The following is a 25,297-nucleotide window of genomic DNA, read 5'->3' on the forward strand; positions in this document are numbered from 1 at the left end:
TTTTTGCTCCATCTTCAGGATGACTTTTAGTTGGCCTGGGGCCTCTTTGCTCATTCGGAATGTTGTTGCTTCTCTGCGCCAGCCTTTGTGAGTGTCACCAGAACTGTCTCAGGAGGCAGACCGACAGCTATTCCTTCTGCTTGGAGCGCTGGTGTGATCTCTTTTAACACATCAACCAATTTGGCAGGTGACCGAGGCAACTTCTTGAAATCATCAGGGAAGCGGGTAGAGAGAAGTTCTTTCAACTGTTTTGGTGTGCCACTCCATTCCTGCATCTCACGCACAATAAGACAGATAGGCTGGAAGAGGGGAGAGGACTTCAACGACGCAATCTTTTGCTCTTGGTACATGAGATGGATTTCTGCCTCTATCGCCTCATTGCTGATCTCTTTCCCTGCTGCTTGGAGCCGCGTTTGCGCTTCGGCAACTTCTTTGAGATCAACTTGTGCAATGATGCAGCAAACAGCAAGCAAGGGATCAGACTTTCCAGTCTGTGCGCTCGCCTGTACACTGAGGTAATCGGCATTCGCCTCCTTATATCGCAGGAGCTTTTTCAGCACCCCAGCTCTGGAGAAAAGAAGGTGGCTATTTTTCGGGTGAAGCTGAAGCGCTTTATTGTAGGCAGCCAGAGCTTGCTCATGGTCGCCCAGCTTTTCTAAAGCGTGGGCTTTTGATTGATAGATGCGGGTAAAATCTGGGCTAAGCCGAAGAGCCTGATTATACGCCTTGATAGCATCTGCAAATTGTTCTAATTTGCAAAGAGTATCTCCTGCATCTTCATAGGCAAAAGCATCATCAGGCTCAAGCTGAACCACCTTCTGATAAGCCGAGAGCGCTTCTTGATAGCGCTTCAGTCTGCTGAGGATGCCAGCCTTCTTTTTGTAGACAGAGGCTTTCGCCGGAGCCAGTTGAAGAGCCTGCTCACAGACGGTCAGCGCTTCGTCAAAACGCTTGAGACTTGCCAAAACCCCTGCCTTTCCAACATAGAGATCCTCATCATTGGTATCCAGTCGAAGCGCCTCTTCATAAGAAAGCAGCGCATCTTCATAGCGATCCAGGTAGCACAACGTGCGGCCTTTCCATTCATGAGCCTGAACCATCTCAGGGTTACGAACCAGACACTGTTCACAGGTCGCCAAGCTATCTGCGTACCGCTTTTGATCATGAAGAAGAAAAGACAGTTTCTCCTGGTATCCTTTGAAAGAGTATGGAATACGCTCAATAAACTGATCGTAGGTAGCCAGTGCATCTGCATCGCGGCCAACCTGAAGCAAGAAATCGATTTTGCTCTTGTAGGAGAAGAAGTCGATTGGATCGAGGCGGATCACTTGATCATAGGCTTCCACGGCCTCCTCATACCGTCTCAGTTTGGTCAGTACCTCTGCCTTCTGTTTATACAGCAATTCCCAGGGATGGAGTTGTATGGCATACTCAAGGACATGGAGAGCTTCCCCATATTTCCCTAAATAACCGAGGCATTCTCCTTTCTCCAGGTAAACCAGATAAGAAGTAGGATCAAGTTGAAGAGCTTGGTCACAGGCCAACAAAGCTTCTTGATAGCGCTTCAACCGAATGAGCACGCTTGCTCGTTCCCTATGAAGCTCGGCACAGTCAGGATAGAGCGATAGGGCGCGATCAAAGACTGCCAGCGCTTTTTCATCTTCATGCTCACGCCGATAGAGATAGACGCGGCTCATCCGCTTATAGGCATCGAGATAGAGAGGATCAAGACGAAGGCAATCCTCGAATGCTTGAAGAGCATCCTGCTTACGATCTAAAGCGACCAAGACTATCCCCTTTTTGTAATAGTCTTTCGCTGTATGGCACGGCTGAGCCACGCGCCGTTCGTGAACCTCCTTTTCTGTCTTCCAAGGAGAAATCGCTTCTGCTTCCCGGTCATAGTGTAAGTAATCGAGAACAAACCATTTTCCGAATCGCGCCTTTGCAGATGCAGAATCAAGTTGAAGTGCTTGATCAAAGGCTGTCAGCGACTCTTCATGCCGGTGCAGAGAGTGGAGCGCCCATCCCTTTCCAACATATGCCTTTGCAGATGCAGAATCAAGCTGAAGTATTCGTTCATAGGCCATCAAAGCTTCCTGTTCGTGGCTCGTCTGATACAAAATGGAAGCCTTTTTATAAAGGGCTGCAAGACATGCTGGCTCTTGTTGGAGGATTTGTTCGTAGGAAGACAGAGCCTCCTTATAGCGCCAAGTTTTTCGCAGCATCTTTGCTTCCTCAAAGAGTTGCTCAACTGTCATCTTTTCCCGATCAATTGTGCGTGGCTGAGGGAGAGGAATGGGTTGGATAAACGCAACAGAGGATGGCAGAGGAGCGCGGGCAACGGGCTTTTCTCTGACTGACGGTGGAGTCAAAGGACTGGCTTCCTGCGTTTTTTCAAGCTCCTCAAGCATGATGAGGCTACACTCATGACAAAAGCGGATTTGGGGGGATTGTTGATACTCTTGCTGCGTAATGTAGAAAACATGCTTGCAGATACGGCAAGTGAGTTGTTTAATGGGGCCATCGTAGCCATCTGGGATAAGAGGGGTAATATCCATAAATTCTGCTCGCTTCCTTGGTGACTTCCTACTATACCAAATGCAGCACCTTTTCTGCTCCTTAAGAAATCGCGTTCTACAGGCATCATTTCAACCATTTGTATTACTACATTGTCCGACGAAAAAGCATCCCTGTACTCCCCCCTGGGCTTGCACTACAGTGAAATAGCCTGATGTCACATGCAGAACAAGCAGAGCCTTATTAATTGGATCACCATTTGAGCCAAACGAGATTTGTCCAGTGATTCCTTGAATTGCCTGAGTTCCATATATTTTTGCCAGACCCTTGGAGAGGGTTATAGGCGTTAAGGCAATTTTCTCAGTAAGAGCGTTACTAGCACCCTGTAGTAGTGCTAACATTGCGTCGTAGGAGAGCATCGTATTTCCAGTAGGGCGGACAAATCCATAAGCGCCTGCATGTTGGTTTTGTGGATCAAAGTTATTGCGATAAAGTGTAAAAAATGGAGGATCCGGAATTTTTAGTATATTCCATGTTTCTGGGGAAGCAAATGAGGTAAAATGTAAAAGGCTAAAATTGATTGGAGGCGTAGTCGTATAGCCGCCTACGTCATAAAGGGCATCTCCTCCCATGATCTGTAGTTTGGGTTGTGATTGTAGCAACACGTTCAGGTCCGAGGCATAACCAGCAAAGTAGATGGCATCAGGTTTGGAGACCAGAGCATGTTGCAAAAGTAGCGGCATTGTTGTTGTATCCCCAACTTTGTACTCTTCCGTAGCAACGATCTCATTGCCATCATTAATGAACTTCGCACTAAAGTCATTTGCTAGGCTACTGCTATATGAGTTGTTGGGATCCAAGAAGAGCGCAACTTTTTTCGCATGCAACTGCTGTTCCAGGTACAGTGCACCAGCGATAGCCTGACTTTTGTTCGATGGGACCACACGGAAGAAGAAGGGAGATATAGCGGTCAGGTCGTCACTTGAAGAGGTGGCAGAAACCATTGGTATGTGTACCTTAGAAAGTACTTTCACTGCACTAAGTGTTTGTCCACTGAAAGGCCAGCCCATCACACCTATGAGGGTTGAATCGTGTTGTACAGCCTGGACAATCTGCTGTGCCACTGTTGTAGCTGAATCTGCCAGGCTGCCAGAATTAGCGATTAAGAGACGAAGTTGTTTTCCTCCAACCTGCTTTGAACCATCATTGTACTCCTTTTGTGCGGTATAAGCGCCCTGGAGTATATCACTTCCGATACTGGTGGCACTCAGATCTTTGCTTGTAATGGTCGTGCCTACAACAAGTGTAATATATGGTTTATTAGAATTAAGCACGCGCAGATCCTCGAGATAAATTAGCGCTTCTGCATCGTTGGTATCTTGTTGCACTGCACGGAGCCACAGCGAGTTAGCTCCAGACTTGTCTCCCGCTCTGAACTTACTGGAGGCTTGCTGCTTGAGGCTACCATCGCTACGATTGGTGTCAAATGCATAGCTTCCATCACTAATCCCGATAATATCTCCATTAAATGCTGCAGTAGCGCTAATTCCAGCCGTTGCTTTTGCATTGAGTGCTTGCACAGACGGAGGAATATAAGCAGTTGCATAGACTATAAGGCCTGCAGTTGTGATGACGCTTATCGCTAGACCTGTCATAAGTACTAGAAGACGGCTTCTCCTCGACCGCTCGATAGGAGATAGAAGAGACGACATTGCTAGACCTCCTTCTGGCCCTCTCCTGAAGACGAGCTATCTTTTGCAGTATTTTGTGGGTCCAATAGACGCAATGTGTGGGGAGTCCATGCTCTGAGCGATCCTGGTATGTGTTTATCTCTATGATAATATGCCACTTTTAGCCATCTCTTTTCATGTAACGAAAGTCTGGGCGTGGAGTATCCCTCACGGGTGAGGTGCTCAATTCTTTTACCCGAATCTATAATAGCATTCTCTCTGTCTTGATTGCTGTCCTGATATGCATCTTCACATGCAATGAAAAAATCAAATGCGGCATCTATTTGTATCCACCAGCGGGGAGGAACGTCCGTCTGACAGAGTTCCAGGGTGAGCATACGATCTGTTGCCACACTGACGATGCTTCCTATACGTTTACTTCTCAATGCCAGCCACATAAAGATAAAAGCTAGAATGTATTTCCAGATAGATGAAGAATGCCTCACAGGGCTAAGTGGTTTCTCCCGCTCCCAGCTTTGCGCTTCGTATGCGTTCAGTCTGTTCGTCATGCTATCAATTTCCGTCCACCAACTATCCATTTGTGGCGTTTCGTAGCTCATAAGGACTGTCATGTATTTCATCGCCACCTTTGCGATGGTCTTAAAATGTCCGGTTTGTAATGCGATCCACATTTGGGTAAAAGCAATCACACGCTCCCACCATAATCCTATACGCTCAAAGAAAGAAGCCTCGATGATAGCAGCCAGTTTGGGATGGCGAGAAAGATATTTCCGCCATTCGGCATAGGCGGGAACAGACAGGTTCCTGGATGGAGCAGCTAACCAGACGAGCGTTGATCCATTGGCGTTGAGCAAAAGGGTATCCAGAAAGTTTTGTAAAAAATATTCTTGCTCATCTTCTTCCTGGAAAGCTGATTTGAACAAGATAGCGCATTGCAGACATTCCCAAAAGCGGGCCTTTGGATAGCGTTGTGCTACAATATTCTGCCGAACGGTGCATGCAACCTGATCAAGCAAGTCCATCAGATCCATTGGGCTTAGCGCCTGCCGCATAGTGGCGATCATAGTTGCTAACCCGCGTTCGTTCTCAACACAGACAACGGCGAGATTAGCGATGATTGGTATGCGCATCTTCGGTGAGATGTCGGGTATGCTGAGAACTCTACCGATGCATTTGGCAACTACCAGCTTCTCTAATTGTAACAAAGACGGTTGCCTTAGAAGGATTCCTACGGTATGCCAATCCGTAAACTCAGCAAAGATCTCTGCCGTATACCAATCTGCGGAATCAGAGGGTAGTGCATGACGGAAAAACCTACCAGTGAGCAACTGAAGAAGCTGTTCTGCAGGAGAGGGGGTATTGCCTATAAAAATGTCGCCACCAGCAGTTGGTAAGTATGCGAGAAACGCCCGTATATACTCTGACAGTACTGGCGAGTCTGGATAACGAAGCAGATAGCGTTGTGCATAGTGTTCAAGAAAATGTACCTGATCAGCAATCTCGGCCAGTTGAACAACTGACAGTAATTGCATAACAATGTCATCTTGCTCACCCATGGCTGAATCAAGCAAGATGTATAGGAGGTCCAATCTTCGCGCATATTGACCTTCTGCCAGCCGTTTGAACAAAGCTTCAGCCAGAGACCACCGCCCAGCGTTCTGCGCGAAGCGTTGTAAGAGATCCGCAACAAGTGGGTGATAGTTATGTGCAAGTTCATTAGCGTTTTCCGTATCGAGTTCGGGGGCACCTGCGGAGGTAAGGTTTTTTGTCGCCTCCTCGATCCAACTAAAAGGCAGTCTTAATGCAAGAAAAGCGCCGAACTGCTCCCAGGAGATTGCCAGTAGAGGCTCTATCTGCTCCAGGCCTTTCATCGAAGAAGGTAAAGTAGCAGACCATATTTTCATCAAACGAGCATAGATTTTCCAGTATTGAGTCAAGCAAGCAAAGTTATCTACGATCTTAAGAAGCTCTTGCAAAAGCGAGTTCCATATTTTTGGTATCTGGTAAGATGGGGTAGTACAATCTAGTATATCTATAATGGTTTGCAGGATCTCTTCTTCTGTGATCCACCAGCCAGTTCTAAAAAGTTCTGAGGCTAAGTCATCTTCCCCTCTGACAATTACGATGGCCCGGTTAATAGCGAGTTGCGCAATGTCGAGAAGAGCTTGTTGTAATACCGGAATTGCATAACTGGCCTTTTGTAATCTGGTAACGGCTGATTTGCCAGTATCCCGCCACCAGGCCGGGTTACTAATAGCACAAACGATAAGCTCCTGTTGATACGCGGGTCTAGCAAGCACCCTGGCGACATGTGCATAGTCAGAGGAGGACAACAGGAGTTTGATGGAATCCTCGTCTTTTAAAATCAGGCTTTCATAAATTTCCAGGAGCTCATCCACCGTCAAATCAGCAGACAGTTCCAGCAGCAGCGCAAACTTCTCAGCGAACCTCTCTGTACAACGCCGTACAAAGTATTTAGTGGCATCAAGGGCGAATTTTCCAGCCAGCGGTCTGGTCTCAAGGAGAGGATTATCCGTCAATCGAGAGCAAATATCTGTGTAGCAGTTGATAGCAAGTTTCTCTTGAAAGTAGTGAGCGGGTAGGAGACGTTCAACATATGGCATCTTGTCGTCTACTGGAGTGGAAAGCCAGCATGTGCCGACGATCTCTGTTGTCGCTACCGCCACATTGGACTCATATGTGCTAAAGGTGAGGTCTTTGAGGATACGTGTAGGAAGGCATTGTGTTAACCCGGAGATCAGGAGTGCGATGTCCTCATCAGAGGCTGCGATGTACAGTTTCTGCGGCACGCTTTGTCCGGTTTTTGGCTCAGTAGACAGTTTCTTTGTTAAATATACCTGGATAATATATGGCAGATGGCCTTGAATGTTCGCAAGATTACGCGAACCTGGGGTGATCTCTTTTCTCTGCCTCAATAAATCTTCGAGAGATACACGATCAAGAAGGGTTTCTTCGCGCCTGAGTTGAACATCAGATACTTGCCAGAAGGGTGATTGCCATAATGCAATCGCGTCTTGAGCAGAAAAATTTTCTGGCAGCCCCGCCAGTAGATGCACAAAGAATGCTCCATCGCGTCCAACAGCATCTTTTCCGGTATAAACTTTTTGTATCAGGATGCGCTCTTCCCCAGTAGAGATAAGCGAGAGGCAGACGGGAGCAATGCTGGTGGGGATAGCCAGATCGTCGAGTCCTCGTGGTAGAGCATAGCGCTGGTAACGATCCAACTTTTGCACACGGCTGCTGCGGATATCGTGAAGGCCTGCGGAAGCAGCACGAATACGAAAGCCTGCCCTGATGGTACTAAGACCTACGTCAGACCACGTATACCATAACTGCTCTATCATATTGATAGTTGTGTTCTGCTCTATCATCTCGCCTTACGCTCTTTTAGTTTGTACGGCAAACTAGAAACCTTATCTCATGATTATTTATAAGCTGCCTCGATCACACCCCGACGGTATAAGATCCACAACAAAGGGTCGAGGCAGCGTAGTGGAGTTACATTCCTGAATCTATGATCTCTATCAGGTGCCTCTCCGGTGGCTGAGGTAGCAAAAAAACTTACCTGTTTAAGCCTGATGGTAGCTTTTAATAAGTCGTTTTGTTGATATCTAGCAAAAATATCCCTGACTTCTTCATCAACTATACGGATATCTTCTAAGTCAAGAGCATCTCTGTAATATGGATTATGCAAGAACCTATAAGAAGAGGCTGGAATGGCATGTTGAAGCATATCAGCCTTTGAGAGCATAATCGCAATTGGTAAATCTGGCAAACTCGATCCAGATGAGAGCCCGCGGTAACGCTCAATAATCTCTATAATGGAGGTAAAACGCTCGGCAAGTCTGCGGCGCCGTGTAAACTCAACCATATACTCCGTTTCGTTAGGCAGCAATGACGCTGGCAAGGTTTTCGCGAAAGAGGTCATAGCAAATGGGTCGGCTACAAAGATCAGAGCATTCGTATTGAGAACAAAGCGGGCAAACTGTACAAGCCTGGCCTCATAAAAATCTTCACCGGCTGTATCGTAGATCACTAAGTTCAATGATAGAGGAGGGCGTCTAGGTGATGGACTCCTCACAAGATTATAGATGAGTGGCCTTGTCGTCTCGCTGGTTGATGGAGCGGTTGAACTGAGTACGCGCCTTTCTACGAATAAAGGGCCAACATAATCTCTTAAGTATGCCATTTCCTCGTCTGGAGTCAAACTAGTGAAGCGGGCAGATCCAACTGCATTCCCCAGCCATTCCGTTTTTAATTGCTGAATGAGGGAGGCAATATAATGGCTCTTCCCAGAAAAGGTATCGCCAACGATTACCAGGGACAGGCTAGGGACACTTTCGATGTTGTAGGGGAGAGGGTAAGCACAATTCGTACACTCACGTCGCGCCAGCTCTAAGGTATATTTAGGACCAGTTAGTGGTTCGACGCTCATACGTGCAAAGGGGCCCTTTGGCTCTTTTAAAACTTTGCCGCTTGTGCGGCCAGAAACAATCCGACACTCTCCCAGATAAATCTCTTCAAGACAGGAGGGGCAGACACATTTGACGAAAAATGAAGAGGCCATAGAATACTCATCCCCAACAATCTAAATAATTCGCACTTGCGCAATCTTACTGCTGATATCCTGCTTGTACACGCGTTGACTTGACTTTCAATTATAATGTTATAAGAAAACAGGGAGAATATCAAGCCACATGTCCAGAAAGAGTTATTATAGCTTTGCTTCAATAATGCCGAAACGATACAGTATCCAGAATACTGGATCGAGACAGCGATAAGGGCCAATATGCCGGAAATTGCCATTCTCGTCTGGAGGCTCGCCAGTCGCAGAGGCGGCAAAAAATTTTACCTGCTTTAGCCCGTGAGTGGCGGCGATGAGATCTCCTTGTTGATAGTGCCTGAGAAAATCTCTGACTTCCAGATCGACTTCATCAATGTCTTCTAAAGAGAAGTCTGTGCTGGGAGGAGGTTTCTTCGTAAAGGTATAATGATTTATTCTGGGGTCATACTTCAAGAGATCAGCTTTTGAAAGCATGACAGCGACGGGGGTTTCCTTTAGAGCTGATCCTTCTGGATATCCATGGTAACGCTCGAAGAGAGAGAGTGTGGTACTCAGCACATCGGCTGCCCTTCGTCTCACAATCGGCCCTAACGTTTTTTGGATATTAGCTTGTAGAAAAAGCGGCAATTGATCAAATATAGATGGAATCATGACTGGATCGGCGACAAAAACAAATGCTCCTTTATTAAATACAAAACGTGCAAACTGCACGAGTCTCTCTTCACGAAAATCTTCGCCTGAAGCATTATAGATCATGAGATTTGCTGATGTAGGTGGGCGCTGAGGCGATATACTGACTGCGAGATGATAGATTAATGGATCAGCTCGTTCGTCCACACTTGGTGCCGTTACAGGGAGAATATGTTTCTTTCCGAAGACGGTGTTCAACTGATCTTTGATAAATGCCTCTTCCACCCCTGGAGTCAGGCACATTAAATCGGTCTGTTCATTCAGTGCGTTTATCCAGTTCTCTTTCAATTGATGCACAAGTGAAGCAATATAATGGCTTTTTCCTGAAAAAACGTCGCCAACCACCGCAAACGTAATATTGTGATCCACACGCTCAATATTATAGGGCAAACGGTATCCACAGTTTGTGCATTCGCGCTGTCTTGACTCCTGTATATATTGCTGAAGAGTAATTTTCTCGGGGTTATTGCGTGTACGCCCGAGATTAAACCAGTCTCGCGGAGCTGGAACGTCTCGCACCACTTTTCCCGTATCACCTATGACGATTCGGCAATTTCCCGGATAAATCTCTTTAAAGCAGGACGGACACACAACGGAGGTGGATTGTTTCCCTTTACGGTCCGCAGCCATGAAGAGCGGCGATAGGAATGTCTCAATTCTTACCTCTTCTTTGTATTCGGTAGTAGATGTCGTAATAGGTGTTACAATCGTATCTGTGCCAGAGGAATGTCCATCGAGTCGCTGTTCAAGTAAGTCGGCCAATTGGTTGTACTCGCCGCCGAGTCGTCTCCATACCCTTGCCAGGATCTTAGCAAATGGACGGCTTTCCTCACTGATAGAAAAATCTTCTGAGAGGTTGGGGGTAGCTACCAGACCCAAAAAGCTGTGTGAAAAGCCCAGGCGGTTTTCCATGAACGCTGATACTTCTCTCAGTACCTGATATTTGTCAGGTCGGGGCAAGGCTCTCTCCAACTCCTCCTTAATACCTGGCAGAAACTCGTACTCTATATATTCAGGTTGCACAGTTGTACCATTGCGAGCTACTTCCCTTAAAAGTCCGCCAAGAAACACCTCAGCTACGTGTACCTGGGAGGCTTCAGATTCAGACAGCATGGTTTGCTGAATCACATGGACAATGGGTAAGGTAATCACGGGTGTAGCGGTAAGCAATCTGGCTAGCTTGCGGGCCGCTGGCGGAGCAGCAGCTTGAAAGTCTTGCACACGTAGCTGGGGAGAAAAGGCTTCATCTTCGTTCTGTCCGGGTACGGCCGCTGCAAATATGCTGCGAAGATTATCTGGAAAAATGATCCCTGCAACTTTTGCACTCTCGATCCCTAAAGCCATCCGCACCCAGGGCGTCAGCACCCCCCGATCCAGCGTCACGACGGGAATGGGAATGGCAAGCTTGTTGGCAGTGCGCATCTGAAAAACTGGCATTTTGAGCCGTATATTGGCTGTGCCCGGAGCAGTAGCCGAGATCTCGACGGCCTCACTTGCGCACAGAGCTGTACGCGGCCATAGTCTCTGAGGAAGCATCTGTAAGAGTGTGACCAGATTCTTGCGACCCCAGATTTCCAGAACTTCCTGTACCTTGCCACTATACCAGGCAGGCGAAATGCAATCGGTGATAACTATAATCAAGCGCCGCCTCGTTGGGTCAATCAATTCCCGGGGGTTATGGATAGGCTGTTCGGCAGTGATGGGCCGTGCTCCAGCATAGAGGCGCACAGAGTCTTCTTCATCAGTTGTCATTTGCCATACACGTATATCACGGAAAGCTCCCAGACGCTCCAGGTGAGTTCGTAATTCAGCGATAGTCTGTTGCCAGAAGATCATTGAGGCGCTTTGATCAATGACCAGAGCAAGATCAAAGTAGCGTACCGGAGCATGTTCTAAGACTGGCAGCCAGAGTCTCTTCTTCATCTCTGCGATCCGGTGTGCGGTAGCCTGTTCATTCAGCACAAACCCTTTTCGTGAGATTCCTCTGCGTCGCAGAGGGCGTAATGCCCGTCCAAGAGGAAGAAATCCCCTCAGTGCTGGAGCCGCTGGCATCCGGGCAGATTTGCCGCCTCGATGTGTCTTGTGTTCAGTGCTCTGTTTTCGCGTGGGTAGATAGACCTCACCTCTAGCCTCTGTTGTATTTTCTGGCTCAGGATGGTGCGATGGGAACTCATATGGTAGTGACGGCTCAGGTGGTTTTGTAGTAATCAAAGGCAATGGATCATGCGGTAGTGATGTGAAAGGCACCTCATCCTTCTCGGCCATCTGAAGTGCCAGCCACAAGGTGTCAGCAATATCTTCTGCCGTCATTTTAAGATCGGCATCGTGGAGTGACTGAATAAATTTGGCGATATCCTCGTGGTTCATAATCTTAACTGCTCAAAGATCTTAACACGGCCTTAAAGACGGCCTCTTTCTCACGCGAATCTACACCACGAGAAACGAGGTAAACGGCATTCAATAACTGGTCGGTGGCAACATCCTTCTTAGTGGGGTCCATAATAAAACGCGCGATGAGATCTTTGGCGGCTGACTCGGCCTGTGGGCCGAAATGGGTGTTCACAATACTCAGGAGCTTCTCTTCGTTGGGAATTTGCATTTCTAGCCGCAAACAGCGTCGTAAGAATGCCTGTGGGAACTCTCTCTCCTCGTTACTCGTCATCACCACGAAAGGAAATTCACGGCAGCGCACACGTCCCTCCTCAATGACCACTTTCGCCTCGCCCCACGTTTCCTGGTAAACCGGTATCGTCTTTCGCTCTTTCGACATACGGACCAGTTCGGGTATTTCAAACTCGCCCTCTTCAAAAACATGCAAAAGATCGTTGGGAAAATCCATATCGCTTTTATCAATTTCATCAACCAGCAGCACTCGCGGCTTTTCTGCTGGGAGTAGCGCAGCCCCTAGAGGACCCAGACGAATATACTCGCCAATATCGGGCAGCGTTTTTTCGACGGTGACATTGGTATCAGAGGAAGATGGCCCCATCGCAGAATCTTGCAAACGACCAATGGCGTCATAGTGGTACAGGCCATCAGAAAGCTTTGTGCTAGAGGTAATCGACCAGCGTAATACTGGACCAAGCTTCAACTCACGAGCAACAGAATAGGCCAGAGATGATTTGCCAGATCCAGGCCTGCCGCTGATCAGCAAGGGACGTCTCAGATAAAGTGCGGCATTAACGAGATCGATAGCTTCCTGATCGGCCAGGAATTTTGTGCCACGATAGGCATCATTTTCGCTTTTGCCGCCAAATCTGCGCCAGGGCGGAGAAGGCGGGAATTTAACATCATGAGGCTCACCCCCTCCATGATAGACTCTCCAGTCTTGGTCACTCATAGCGATTTCTCTCCTCCTTAATTTCTACTCGCTCTGCCATAGTGGAGTTGGCGCGCCATATTGATGCCACCTTTCTCTTTTAGAAACTGCGGCATACCCGGTAAAACCCTGTCGGGATTATCCCAAAAAAGTGTGAGACAGTGTTCGTCATCTTTCGTTTGCATACGCTGCTCCCAGACCCAGTCTGGAAGATCCTGTAGTCTTAACGACGATGTATGATGATTCTCTTGAAACAGCTTTTCATGAATATCAGCAAAACAGTCATCAAGATGCTTTATGAGAGGGCCAGGCCACAGCGCGATAGGGATACCAGCAAGCAACATTGTCCTGAGGACATAGGGAGGCTCCGCAGGTTGGGGCGCAAAGTTCATGGCAAAGCAAACAACCTGAGAGCCATAGAGTGCGCTGTAGAGGTCTTGTTGCGATCTCTTTTTACACTCTTCTTCTTCGCAAAGCCAGATGGGTCCCTCGATTGCGTGCGTTTGCTTTTTTTCCAGCATTTCTCCTCTGATAAAGGTTTGGAATAATTCCCATTTATCCTCCCAATCTCTTCTCATCATTAGATTACAAGCTCTCTCAACCGATCGCACAACTAGCCGATATTTAATACCAAATTTTGTTTGTACGCCCATTCCTATGTCAATCGGCCAATGTTCAACAGTATGGCAGAGTAAATGAGTTGGTAGAAAAATCTCGACTATAACATCCTTTGATAGGTAATATACGTAATTTTTGCGAATCTCATCGATCTGACTTGGGAGTTCTTCCAAATTCACCGTTTTATCACTAACGTATGATCCAGCGTTGTCCAGTATCTTGTTTTGAGCGTCCAGCAGACATGCCTGAATTGCAAACTCATGCCCATTCTGGGTATTCAAGGCTATTAATAAATACGAAGCACGAGTAGGTTGGTTGCGAGAAACCTGGATCTGCTGATTTTGTGAATTTATATATTGATAAGCATCAGCTTTAAGTTCACCAGCTCTTCTTCTGATCCAATCATTCAGGTCAGCATTGCTTTCTGGCCCATGCTCTGCCATTACATAAGCACTTATGCATGCTACAAAGGCGAGTATAGGATATACCCCGTCTGGACCTGGCGGGAGTATTGCCAGATTATCCAGAACTGTCTGCATCAATGTCTGTTGCATATTATCCAACATGTCCTCTGCCGCAGGTGTGCTGACTCGATAGAAATCCATCAAAATATTATTGCTCAGTTCTATCGGTTCGAGGAGTGATTGGAGTTGCTGGAGTCGTGTGTACGTCACATTGGTTTGGTAGAGCTCGCGTAGAAGTTCATCTAATTCTCGCCAGCGAGCTGATTCATGTTCACTCTCATAAAGTATAGATGCCAATTTCCCTGGACCATCAGGAAAACAAATGCAGGCTTTGAGAATAGCTACTCCAAAAGTAGTAGCGGTATTTCTTCCATTCTGATTGATTTTCTGACGGATATCGATTGGAAGTTGAAGCATCACCTGCTTGCATTGATCACTGTCATCTAGAATTGGGTATTTGAAAAAGTATTCTACTAACTTTACTATATGGTTCATATCATATTTATTGGCAACTCTCGAGTCTATCTGTAGAGCATAGCTGATCTCAATCAGGGCACAACACTCTTTTACATCTTTATAGAGACCAGTATTTTCTTGTAGAAACCCATAACGCCATAAACCATCGAGAAAGATCCAAAACACAGGTTTCCCTTCTTTGATATCCTGCTTCAAGAGATAATTGATTATATTATGAACTTGACTGGGTCTATTACTAGCATGATCATACTGGTGATTATCAAGTCCAACCGCATTTAAAGCATTTTCTAATGTCGCCTTTTGTTCTGGCTCAAATATATCGTAGCGGTTCAGTACTTCATAACAGCGTTTGAAAATTGGGCCTGATAGTATCACCATACAAACTCCTCCGACTATCATTTACTTGTAATATACAATATAATATTCGTATTGTTGTGTCAATAGATCGACTGCATGTATATTGAAATACAATCGTAACCTTGTTTAATGAACGAATGGAGAGTGGAGATGCCTGGTATTCCTGGTCCGTTGCTCGCCTCTTTACGCGATACATTATCGGACTGTGATGAGTTTGAGAACTACAACACGCTCAAAGCCGTCTTTGTGCATGAACTTCTCGTACCCTGGAGGAAACGCCTGCGTTCTGCAGGTAACCCGCTAGGACTTGCGGATGAAACCATTAATCTTCTGTGGCAAGAAAGCAGAAGCGACACAAAGACGAATGCGCTGGTCTTGCTGCTAATTGTGCTCAGAGATCGCTATAAGCCCGATACTGATCTTTATGAACGGCTAGATGGATTAGCCTGCGATCTTGAGCAAGCACTCCAGGCCAACATTCCTCTTGCCAACCAGACGTATATCGTCCAGCAAGCGAACTCGGAAACGCGGCACATGCTTTTTACTGCCGAGTGGCTGAAATTGCTAGCAAGTATCCAAGCTGTTGGCAAAGTAAGTGTGCCACAAGTCATGAATGGAAGGCTCACGAAGCGCTTCCCACAGGGAACAGGCTGGTTGATAGCGTCGAATCTAGCGATGACCTGCTGGCATACTATTAGAGCAAGAAGTGCTATGGATAAACCCTTGCGAAGGGAAGATCTCCAGCTTCAAGTGACAAATAGCATGCTCACATTCGATTATACACGACCTGCTGAGGGCGTTGGTTATAAGGTTGATACATTGGAATGTTATAGTCATGGATTGGATTATGCCTTATTAAGGTTAAGGGATCGCAGCGATTCGCCGTTAAGGGATCGCGGTTTCCTTAAACTCGATATAGAGCTGCCTATGACATCACAAACAGACTTCTATATCATTCAACATCCAAAGGGTCAACCTCAGCAACAAGGTTCTGGGTGCTTTGAGAGAATTAAGCAAGGCCAACCCGACCGTATCCTGCATAACGCGCCTGCGGAGGCTGGAACTTCGGGCGCTCCTGTTCTCAATGTTGATAATTGGCAAGTTGTGGCTTTACATAGTGGCGAGGACCAGATCCTCCATTTGCGTGAGGCCATCTTACTTAAAGCCATTTTATCAGATGTAAAGCAAGCGCGGCCAGACCTGTATAGTGAAATAATCAATGCTCGTTAAAGAGAGGGGAATGTCATGTCTACTGGAGTCAGTCATCATTACTATCCGCTTCAGGACAATCCAGAGTGTCCTTTAGTCTGTGGCGATAGTTATTTCCGGTTGAAGATTCACGACGCTCAGGCATTTTTTCCTGCTGGTATATTGAAGCAAGCAAAATTTCTTCTTTTCAGTTCTTCGGTTGAAAGTTCTTTTTCGCCCGGTCACGCGATCCAAAGTTTACATAAACTGACAACTCTGAAAAAAAATATCCCTTGCCGCCTGGGAGTTAACACTAACCTCACAGGCTGGTTGCCCGCTCGTGAAACTGACTCTATCAGGCTCACTCTCAATTATACGGTCACACAGGATACACCCATTAAAACTCTTGTAGATACTATGGAACAACTCAAACTTGAGGCGGCTGTTTCTTTGACACGGCCTGATATAGCTGTAGCCATCAAGGTATCGCAGATTGCAGGTCACTTATTAAGCCACCTCTTGCAAGAGGGTAGGCAGACAGAAGTTTTCCCTTTGATCCTGGATCTGAATCTGGCAGATTTGAAGTCGGGCTATTACGTAGTACTTGGCACGCTAACAGATGAGATCTATCCTAATAATTTGGAAATGAAGCGTGGAAAATTAGCGATGCAAGGTGGACATGAACTATCACGCTTCTCCTACATTGTAATTCATGTACAAACGCTAAAAAGACGTGGGCTTGAAGCCGTTCGGGAGGAAGCCTGGGGGGAACTGCTCCAGATGTGTAAAGACGAGGTGCTGAATGTAATTATCCGTGATGAAGATGATCGCAGGGAAGCCTTTCTGCAATGGCTGAATAACTTGAAGCAGGTAAGGGTGATGGCTCGCAAAGAACGCAGTTTTCTGGAGCGTGAAGTTGCGGCAACGATCGCGGAAGCGCAAACGATAATCGAGCAGAAATTACTTTCATCAACCACCCTGCAGGCAGGAGGATTGGAGGACTACCCGGATGAGTGGCAGGAAACTTTAGGATATCGTACACCGCAAGAATTGAGTCGTGCTGTTCGTGACTACAAGGATGCTGTAGAGTTATCGGAACACTTGCTACAACGATATGAATTGGACTCAAATCAATAGAATGCTTTCTACTACCCTGACACATTTCGTTTGAAATTTTTCATAAGAGCCATCCATGGGCCAGCGGCTCACCACCGCGCATGAAAAGGAGTAGAATGAGCGAGGATGCTCCCACTATCGAAGATCGGATTAACTCAGGTGTGCTTGCAGCTCGAAGAAGAGTCTGATGCGGGGTACTTTAAGGCACCACCGTCTGTTGCAGCTTGACGCACTTGCCTTGTTGGCAAGTGCGTCAAGGAGAAGCTTCCCTGCCAGGCACTTCGGATAGAAGCATCAACCACCAACATGTGGAAGGAACAAAATAGAACTGATCTATCAACGCAACTGTGACGCAGATCCGATTTGGTAGAGTTTACAAAGCTGAGATATACTCTGTCAAAGAAGGAAAGGGGTCGCGCAAAAAGACCCTGGATGACTCGATCGTTGCTCGTCTCCGCGCTTAAAGCTTATAATGGTTTGTTTCCGCATCAAGTTGTGGATTATCATAATCCCATTCCTCATAATCATGGACATTGATTTTGATTTCCTCTAGCCGAAATGCTCGTTTATCTAATATTTCGGTTGTAATTTTTAAAAGAGGATAATTTGCTTTGTACCAGTTAAAATCGTCGACGATACCTACAAGAAGTGTATTGAACGAGGCAAGATAGGTGAGCAGTTCGCTGGTAGTTGTTATATGCTCAGGATAATCTGAAGGATTGAGCGAAACTAATTCTATCGGGCAAATAGAAATACGGCTGGTGGCTGGATCATAGATGAACTGTATTGCTCTCCACTCTGGGGAAAAAGGCACTCGAGCATCAATACTCCATTCCTTTGCAAAAGCTACACTTTCATGGATGATTTCCTGCCTCATTTCCTCTTTTTTGACTTCTAATTCTTCAGCGCTTAAGCTACTCTCTTTATAAGCAAGTACACGCGCTATAAGCTGAATACCCCTCTGGCGAAATGCTTCACAGAATTCAGGCTGATGACATATAAGCTCATAAACAGGAAAGATTTGCCCTGAGGCGTTTCGTTCATTAAGCCGGACCAAACCATTGAATGAGACATAACCTTTAGTTTTGAATACTTGATTGAGCGCGTACGCAAAATCGTGAATGAATTTTTCACGGCTGTTCTCAGAGTCCGATAATACTGGATAGGTGATCGCTTCCAAACTTCTCCATTGTTTTCTCCGCTTGTTAGTAGATTGCTGGGCACTTCTGAATTTATTTGGGTTTGTACGCAATAAAGCTGTTTTTTGCGATGGCAAATGAGAGTAAGACCATGTAGAACCTGGAGTAATGATGTCTCTGACTATGGTAGCGAGCTTAGCCCAGGTTTCTTCTTTCTCGTTATAAGACATCTTGCTCAATGGTTTTTTCAGCTCATTTATAGGAGGAATGTGTGCCAGCTTCGTGTATTCGATCTCACAAGGACTCAGCATGACTAACAAAATAACGATGCCTTTCTTCTGAGCAGTTGCTAAAAGCAGAGGTATTTCGTACTCTGAAATGAGAGGAAGTGCGAAGAAATTGGCGCTGAGAAACAGTATAGCGATTCGAGCTGTAGTGATGGCCTGTTTTATTTCTTCGAGTGGATTCGATCCGGGTAAAATTTTTTTATCACTCCACACCTCTATTAACTCGCTACGTTCCAAATCTGCCAGGTGGGAAGAGAGCCGCTCTAAATATTTACTGTCCGATTCATGGAAACTCACAAATATTTTGGCAGCTCCATTCGAAAGCATCATGACCTCCCTTTGAACGTAGTGCTTTTTATCAGTAGCTCGCTAGTCACGTGGTGTAACAGCTTAATCCAGGGTGAGCTCAGTTCCTACCAGTATCATAACCTTTCCAAGGGAAACATGTCAGGTCTATACTCACTTGCATCAAGGAGTTTTACCCTCCGGACTTAAGAAAAGTATTCACGAATGAGTATATCAGCGTCTCCACTTAAGTCTTCTGACTCTTCTGTAATAATCAATTGCTGAGGAAAAAATTCGATACCAGCCAGACTTCTTTTTCCAGTGGGTACGATAGGCAGTGTCATCTAACCTCCCTAAATGTTCCCAATACCAATTCTTTCCATTCCAGGTAATCGTAAAATCAGGTAAGTAGAAAGTGAGCCTCTCCCGATTTGGTGGAGTCGGAGAAGGTGAGATATACTTCCAAATTCAAGGGGTGCTCAAACGTGTCAAAGAAAAATCTTTACAAAAACGTTTAAATTTGAAACCGTGCATGAGGAGGAGTCGAGAGGCGTGTACTAGGTTCCTCTCGACCATAAAAGCAACTCAACTTCCTGCCGAGTATATGGTGCATAATCACTAAAAATCTAGACATATCTCTCAGAAAAAGCCGATATCGCTTTATCTACCGCTTTCTTTCCAGGCGTTTTGGGTTTGAAGCCTGTTCGTCGTATCGTTTGCGTCGGGACAGAGAAATGGTCTCCCGGACTATATTTCCGTTTCTGCTCTTGAATAATCGCATCATTCATATGCATATAGAGCTTGACGGTCGTCATATCTTCGTGCCCCAAGAGTTCTTGGAGGCTGAAGGGATCATTGCTTTTTATTAGGTAGTTAATAGCGAATGTGTGGCGCAAGATGTGTGGGCTGACCCGCTTCCCTACAATTCCTGCTCGTTCTTTGAGTCGTTTGAAAAGCATTTCTACACCATTTTTGGTGAGCGGTTTGCGCGTCTCTGAAAGAAAAAGATGATCCTCACCAGAACAATTCCACTCGGCCAGTTCCTTGTTATCTGGGCGGTGCCGATCCAGATAATGAAGCATCTGACGCAGACAATTGTTGCCCAGGGCGATGCGCCGCTCTTTGGAGCCTTTCCCCGTAACAGTCAAGATTCCGTGCTTCCGATCTAAATGACTCATGCGCAAGCGACATAATTCTGAGACGCGAATGCCTGTGTCATAGAAGAGCCATAAGATGGCACGGTTTCGTGCTCCTGCTCGTTCCACCAATGCGCCGGAACCGTGAGGTGGCGTACATGCCTGTAAGAGCCGCTCAAATTCTTCCGGTTCAATCGTCTTGATCAATGGCCTGCCTACTTTCGGAAATACAACTTGAGCAAAGGGATTATGCTCAAGCGTTTCACGACGGATGAGCCAATGGAAGAAAGCCCTGGCCGAGCGAGCATAGGTTTGAATGGTGCGCTCACTGCGGATTTTGCCGTGTGCTCCAGGTATCTTACGCAGAGAAGCGAACCAAGCGCTGATATCGGACGCAATTATCTCCTCAATACACGTGATCTCCTCTTCCTTTTCTAGATAGCGACGGAGCAAATTCAACGCTGTGCTATGCCATTCCAGCGTCTTGCCGCTATGATTGCCTCCTTCGTGATCACGCAGATACTCGTCAATGCAATCAGCGATAGGTGTGATTCCCTGGCTCCTTTGTTGTGTATTCTGCTGTACGCGCATCTTCTTTCCTGATGTTGTGCTTTTTTTCGATTGCAACTTCTGTCTATCTACTGGTTCCTCTCTTTTCTTTCTCTGAGCATGCGACTCAATCGTGCTAAGGGTATACTGAAGAGATGGACGTTGTTGTGTAATCGCCATAGCCTCTTTCCTTTCTTTGGTGAGATGACGGGTGATGCCTTCATTGTTTGAGTTGCCTATCGCTATTTCTCCGTGCATAAAAAGGGTTTCTGGTGCATGATTCTGATGCGTGCATCATTATAGGGCCGGAGAGCACATGCTCTCGTTCGCTCTCCAGCCGTTGTAATTTACAAAAGAATGGCCTCCAACCATTCTGCCAATTCCACAAGTTTGAGGCTGCGCGGTGGCTCAGTCAGATCAAAGGGATCACTCACGATGATCTGGCGCAGTTCCTCTCCAGTAAAATGGTGACTATACATTCCATAAAGCAGATCGAGAAACTGCGTCAGATCCTGATGGGTATATCCCGGCGGACAAGGGCCAAAGCGCTTAAGCAAGCGTTTCTGTTTTGCCGGTGTCATCATCTTTTCCTTTCACCGTGATGCGGCGCAGCCAGAGCTGATCTTCAAAATTGTAAAAAGAGATGCAATGCCACCTCTCACGGCCTAGTTCTCAATATTTGGTCTCTCGTTCTGGAATCGCTCCCCTGCGCGTATATTAGAGAGGGCATGACGCCAGGGCGTACACAGTACTGTATTGCCTGGTGATATGTGATAAGCTCCATGAAGATATTCTTTCAGGTGAGTAGGTTTTGTGGCTTAGTTCTACTTCAATGGCGGTAACGTACTCATATGAGGGTGGCTCCTGGGCTATGGCATCTTTTGTGTATAGTTCTTCTAACATAGCCAAATACTTACTTTCTACTTTGTTGTATGAGAATATTCGTAAAGAAGATGGTTTTGTGCCTTATTTTCTTGATTTGGTATAGAAGAGTATTGCATACGCGGCATTATCAAGTATCTTTGCTTGCAATTGCCTTGACCTCCTGTCCATAGATACAGACTAACAGATCAATGGAATAAGAGGAACCAGTTTTTCTAGCATTTTCTCTCCAACTTGTTCCGCAGTTTGTTTCCAACAAGCTGGGCATTTTTTCCAGAATTGATGCGTGAATTGTGCGGTTTCTGTAGTTCGGTGGAACTTAGTTATCGTGGGTGCTGTTTGTGGTATATGGTCGAACTTTTTGGGAGGCAAAGTTAGAACCGTTCTAACTTTGCTGGTATGACATCAATACACATTGATGGAGGTCTTTCATAATTTTTAGGAAAAACTGGCTCATTCCCCCTTTCCTCATGTGCAAAACCATATGCTGATTGCAACCCGATTGCTCTGTCTCCTGACCGCTAAGTACGTCTGCTATACAGAGGCAAGCGTCCCTTGATGAGGTCTTGCATTTTCGACTGCCTACGATAGGCCTGTTTTAGACAAGCATAAATAGATCAGTGCAGTTCCTTTGTGTCAGCGCTGGACCCATTTTCTTGGGACGTAACTTCTCCAAATCCTGTGATAGAGAAAATACACAGTTTCTAAGAGGAGCCAGATCACCACGAAGATTGGTAGGATGTTTGATGGGAAGGGAATCGGAGCAACCTCCAGGGTGACGAATGTGTTTCCAACGACAGGCAGTGCAGGCAGTAGAGAGACGCTAGGGGCAACAGCAAAATGAGGCCACTTACCCCAGGTGCGATCACGTGAGACAACACCCGGAACTCGTGACATTTGCGGACAAAGAAGAAGATGGCCACATTGGTGATGAGATAGACCACAATCAGACACAGAGAGAAAATGCTTGCTAGCCATCGAAATGCCGCAATTCCTCCGGTTTGTTCCCACTGTTTCCCGTCAGCAAACCCCAAGCGATAGACAACACTGCCATCCTGATTGGTATGTTGAATGACCAGGCCAAGCAAGAATACTTTTCCTAAAGTGTACCCACTTTGGATGAGTGAGGCGATGTAGGGGCTTTGCCAACGGGGATGGATACGAGCAAGACATTGTGGGGCAATGTCTTGGCGGCCGAAATGAAATGCATAGCGGGCCATCGTCTGTTGCGCTGATCGTGCTGGTGACCACTAGTTTGATTAGGGCCTGGTCGCCTGCCGTCAAGCAGACACCGCAGGCTTGACCCCTCGAACAATGAGGTAGGGAGGCACCTCCCATTCCGTGAAGGTGTGGCAGGAGCCGAAGTGTGCTTCAAAGGGTACTCGTTCTTCCTCGCTCAGTTCCTTGAGCGTGGGTTCTTGGCTCTTGATCTGTGAGAAACCAGCCTGGGCAAAGAGCGTGAAATATATCTCTTTGGGCCAGTAGTAATTCGTGACCTGCATCAAGGGTTCCCCAGAAGAAAAGAGCTGAACAGGGTAGGCTTCTCCTGGTTGGTAGCCTTTGCCAGGTGTACCTGCCTGGTAGTCGAGGAAGCGCTTGCCAAGACCGTCTGGATGGGCATCAAGCACAACGAAGGGAGCATTGGGCTTCAACACACGAAAGACTTCCTGCAAGATGTGACGAAGGTGCTGCTGGCTGGACACATTGATCAGAACAAAGAGCGCCATAGCAGCATCCAGAGAATGATCTGGGAGGAAAGGAAGAGTATTTTTTTGGATCGTTCGATAGGTGATATGCTCATGGGAATGGGTGGCACGCGCAATCCTGATCATCTCTGCTGCTTCATCGACGGCGGTGATTCTCAAGTGAGCGAAGTCTCCACAGAAGCGCCTGGCAACCTCTCCTGGACCGCACCCATAATCAAGGAGGTGGTAGGGCTGTTCTGGGGTAATCTGTAACGCACGAAGCAGCAGGGGATAACATAAGAGAGCATCAATGTTCTTAGGCAGATGTTTATAGGATTGGGCCACATCTGCTTGAAGATAGTCGTTTGACATCCATCACTCCTGACACGAGCAACCTCCTGTCCGAGGTTGACCCGTTTTTGTTATGCGTACAAGTGTGGAAGTGGGATGAGGAGCAATCCGTCTACAAACGGGCTTCCTCTGCCTTGTTCAACAGGAAAAGAAAAAAGAACGTTTTTGTTGGATAAAGAGAGTATATCATAAGATGTTTTTTGTGTAGCTCAAGAAAAAAGAGAGAGGCCGTGATCAGCAATATTATTGCTGAGTGATTTTCTGAAGAGTATCAATAACCTCATGCAAAGGGACCATCAACGGCGATTTATAACGCCAGGCTCATGCAGTATCGTGATCCCACATTCACGAAGCAAGGCAATATGTGTTCTAAATATAGGATGGCTCACTAAATCCATTTTGAGACAAGGGACGGCAACAATTGGTGATGTGCCTCGCCCTAAGCATTCACACAGCAGACTTGCGGCAAGTATGTCACCTATGCCTAATGCCCATTTATTGATCGTATTAAAGGTGAGTGGCATTCCCAAAATAGCATCTGGCTGGCGGGAGCGGATCAGCTTCATCCGGCAATTTATAATCGGAGCGAACGCTATGACCTGTCAATTGCTCTAAAGTTGGAGCGTCGATCCATCTGGTTGCTTGAGGCGTTGCAATCACACACATCCCATCCAGCAGCATGAAGGAGCGGCACCACGTCCTCTGGGAGGAGGTATAACCGCAACAGATAGGGATTGAACATGTGAGTTCTTTCTCTGGCGGTTTGAAGAGGCACAGCAAAAGAACCGTTGACATGCAATCAAAGGAGAGAAATACGTAACTGCTCAGGCTTGCTCTTGCCCTGACGGCTCAGCACCTGCAGGGCTTCGCAAAGGCTTTCTGATGGATCACCACCCACCACAAAAAAACTTTGCGAGCCGCGAAGCGGCAAGCGAAAGGCACCTGAAGAGTTACCAGGGATGACTGAGGCTAATATTCAAACACAGCAATCCACGGCCCTAACTCAAGATCTTCCTGCATATCGCTATCTACAATCAAGTCCAGGGCTTGCAGGCGTTCCATCATAGGAGACGAGCAGTAATGGGAATGGATATCTAGCTTCTTGAGCCGTTTAAGCGCAGTATTGTCCAACAAGGCTTGCACGCCGCGATCATCCAGGGTTCCCAAAGAGAGGTCAAGGATGTGTAACGAATCCAGAACAGGCGCATTGATGAGCGCCTCGGCGATCTCATTGGTGATGGTCGAATTGCGCAATCCCAGATAACGCAGCCTGGGGAAATGCCGCTCCTCGAACAGCGGCAGCAAGTCGGACAGGCTCACCCGCCAGCCACCATCGTCCCCTAGCCATAATTCCAGGTGGGTCAGTGCTGGAAAATCGGAGGCAAGCACGTCCTGGAGAATCCGTTTGTCCAGTCCCCCGGTTTCTAGAATCAAGGTTTTTAACCGTGGATGGGATAGCTGGCCCAGGCGAGGCCCGACCAGGTCCCCGCGCAGACCCAGATGCTCAAGGGCTGGATACGCGTTGAGGAGGGACGGGATATCCGCTTCAATCTGCTGGAAAATCACCTGCGAGGTTTCGGGGCAATCGCCGATGAAGAGTGCGGTCAGATTGCATAACCTGTTCTGTGCCTCGATGAGCGCGGTGATATGCTCCTGGAGGCGCATCGGCTCATCACGAGGCGCATCGATTTCTGGGATAGACAGGCCGCTGAGATCGGCAACGTTGGGCTGCTCTAGCAAAGCACGCCATGTTTCAAACCACCAGGGAACCTGGTGAACTTCGGAAGGACACAGGCGGACAACACTTCTGGCTGGATCAACCAGGATTTCCCCACGGCTCCAGGGCCAGATCTGGCGGCCCGCGAAATAGGACCGGGGTTCTTTGTAATAGACTGATTGCATCGCTCTCCTGCTTTCTTTGTTGCACGGGCGGAAAACGCACGCGTCACTTCTCTTTGGCG

General features: G+C 47.0%; 18 protein-coding genes. 2 read left to right on the forward strand and 16 right to left on the reverse strand.

The window, feature by feature from the left end; all coding sequences use genetic code 11:
* Positions 1 to 50: 50 nt before the first annotated feature.
* The 7 genes from K3T83_RS32690 to K3T83_RS32720 form a co-directional block, all read right to left on the reverse strand.
* The gene (locus K3T83_RS32690) at positions 51 to 2,558 is read right to left on the reverse strand and encodes a tetratricopeptide repeat protein (protein ID WP_220207112.1); all 2,508 of its coding nucleotides are present in this window, start codon (positions 2,556 to 2,558) and stop codon (positions 51 to 53) included.
* Between the two features lie 90 nt (positions 2,559 to 2,648).
* Positions 2,649 to 4,172, reverse strand: coding sequence for an ABC transporter substrate-binding protein (locus K3T83_RS32695; RefSeq protein ID WP_220207113.1), 1,524 nt, complete (start codon positions 4,170 to 4,172; stop codon positions 2,649 to 2,651).
* Between the two features lie 59 nt (positions 4,173 to 4,231).
* Positions 4,232 to 7,600: a GAP1-N2 domain-containing protein gene (locus K3T83_RS32700; RefSeq protein WP_220207114.1), complete on the reverse strand. Its 3,369-nt coding sequence runs from the start codon at positions 7,598 to 7,600 to the stop codon at positions 4,232 to 4,234.
* 53 nt (positions 7,601 to 7,653) lie between these two features.
* A complete protein-coding gene (locus tag K3T83_RS32705) occupies positions 7,654 to 8,796 on the reverse strand; it encodes a hypothetical protein (RefSeq protein ID WP_220207115.1) in 1,143 nt (380 codons plus the stop codon).
* Between the two features lie 147 nt (positions 8,797 to 8,943).
* The gene (locus K3T83_RS32710; RefSeq protein ID WP_220207116.1) at positions 8,944 to 11,850 is read right to left on the reverse strand and encodes an SAV_2336 N-terminal domain-related protein; all 2,907 of its coding nucleotides are present in this window, start codon (positions 11,848 to 11,850) and stop codon (positions 8,944 to 8,946) included.
* 4 nt (positions 11,851 to 11,854) lie between these two features.
* Positions 11,855 to 12,823, reverse strand: a complete 969-nt coding sequence (locus K3T83_RS32715; RefSeq protein WP_220207117.1) for an AAA family ATPase — start codon at positions 12,821 to 12,823, stop codon at positions 11,855 to 11,857.
* 17 nt (positions 12,824 to 12,840) lie between these two features.
* Entirely contained in the window at positions 12,841 to 14,739 is a 1,899-nt protein-coding gene (locus K3T83_RS32720) for a VMAP-C domain-containing protein (RefSeq protein ID WP_220207118.1), read from the reverse strand.
* A 129-nt stretch (positions 14,740 to 14,868) separates the two neighbouring features.
* On the opposite strand from K3T83_RS32720, the gene K3T83_RS32725 reads away from it, so the two are divergent.
* Both K3T83_RS32725 and K3T83_RS32730 read left to right on the forward strand, forming a co-directional pair.
* On the forward strand, positions 14,869 to 15,948 hold the full coding sequence (locus tag K3T83_RS32725; protein ID WP_220207119.1) for a trypsin-like serine peptidase: 1,080 nt from the start codon (positions 14,869 to 14,871) through the stop codon (positions 15,946 to 15,948).
* A 15-nt stretch (positions 15,949 to 15,963) separates the two neighbouring features.
* Positions 15,964 to 17,043 carry a hypothetical protein gene (locus tag K3T83_RS32730; protein WP_220207120.1) on the forward strand — a complete coding sequence of 360 codons (1,080 nt, stop codon included), beginning with the start codon at positions 15,964 to 15,966 and terminating at the stop codon, positions 17,041 to 17,043.
* A gap of 439 nt (positions 17,044 to 17,482) precedes the next feature.
* On the opposite strand, the gene K3T83_RS32735 is transcribed toward K3T83_RS32730, so the two are convergent.
* The 9 genes from K3T83_RS32735 to K3T83_RS32770 form a co-directional block, all read right to left on the reverse strand.
* The gene (locus tag K3T83_RS32735) at positions 17,483 to 18,778 is read right to left on the reverse strand and encodes a toll/interleukin-1 receptor domain-containing protein (RefSeq protein WP_220207121.1); all 1,296 of its coding nucleotides are present in this window, start codon (positions 18,776 to 18,778) and stop codon (positions 17,483 to 17,485) included.
* A 161-nt stretch (positions 18,779 to 18,939) separates the two neighbouring features.
* Positions 18,940 to 19,077, reverse strand: a complete 138-nt coding sequence (locus tag K3T83_RS32740; RefSeq protein ID WP_220207122.1) for a hypothetical protein — start codon at positions 19,075 to 19,077, stop codon at positions 18,940 to 18,942.
* Between the two features lie 282 nt (positions 19,078 to 19,359).
* Entirely contained in the window at positions 19,360 to 20,598 is a 1,239-nt protein-coding gene (locus K3T83_RS32745; protein ID WP_220207123.1) for a tyrosine-type recombinase/integrase, read from the reverse strand.
* A gap of 167 nt (positions 20,599 to 20,765) precedes the next feature.
* Entirely contained in the window at positions 20,766 to 21,002 is a 237-nt protein-coding gene (locus K3T83_RS32750) for a hypothetical protein (protein ID WP_220207124.1), read from the reverse strand.
* Between the two features lie 1,017 nt (positions 21,003 to 22,019).
* On the reverse strand, positions 22,020 to 22,520 hold the full coding sequence (locus tag K3T83_RS58045) for an amino acid permease (protein ID WP_373324545.1): 501 nt from the start codon (positions 22,518 to 22,520) through the stop codon (positions 22,020 to 22,022).
* Positions 22,521 to 22,580: 60 nt separating this feature from the next.
* A complete protein-coding gene (locus K3T83_RS32755; protein ID WP_220207125.1) occupies positions 22,581 to 23,357 on the reverse strand; it encodes a class I SAM-dependent methyltransferase in 777 nt (258 codons plus the stop codon).
* 275 nt (positions 23,358 to 23,632) lie between these two features.
* The gene (locus K3T83_RS58790) at positions 23,633 to 23,902 is read right to left on the reverse strand and encodes a flavoprotein (protein ID WP_220207126.1); all 270 of its coding nucleotides are present in this window, start codon (positions 23,900 to 23,902) and stop codon (positions 23,633 to 23,635) included.
* Positions 23,844 to 24,017 carry a hypothetical protein gene (locus tag K3T83_RS32765; RefSeq protein ID WP_220208382.1) on the reverse strand — a complete coding sequence of 58 codons (174 nt, stop codon included), beginning with the start codon at positions 24,015 to 24,017 and terminating at the stop codon, positions 23,844 to 23,846. Before K3T83_RS32765 ends, K3T83_RS58790 begins: the two co-directional genes overlap by 59 nt.
* 288 nt (positions 24,018 to 24,305) lie before the next feature.
* Positions 24,306 to 25,238 (reverse strand): hypothetical protein, encoded by a 933-nt coding sequence (locus tag K3T83_RS32770; protein ID WP_220207127.1) that lies wholly within the window; start codon positions 25,236 to 25,238, stop codon positions 24,306 to 24,308.
* Between the last annotated feature and the right edge of the window lie 59 nt (positions 25,239 to 25,297).

This window comes from Reticulibacter mediterranei (assembly GCF_016587455.1).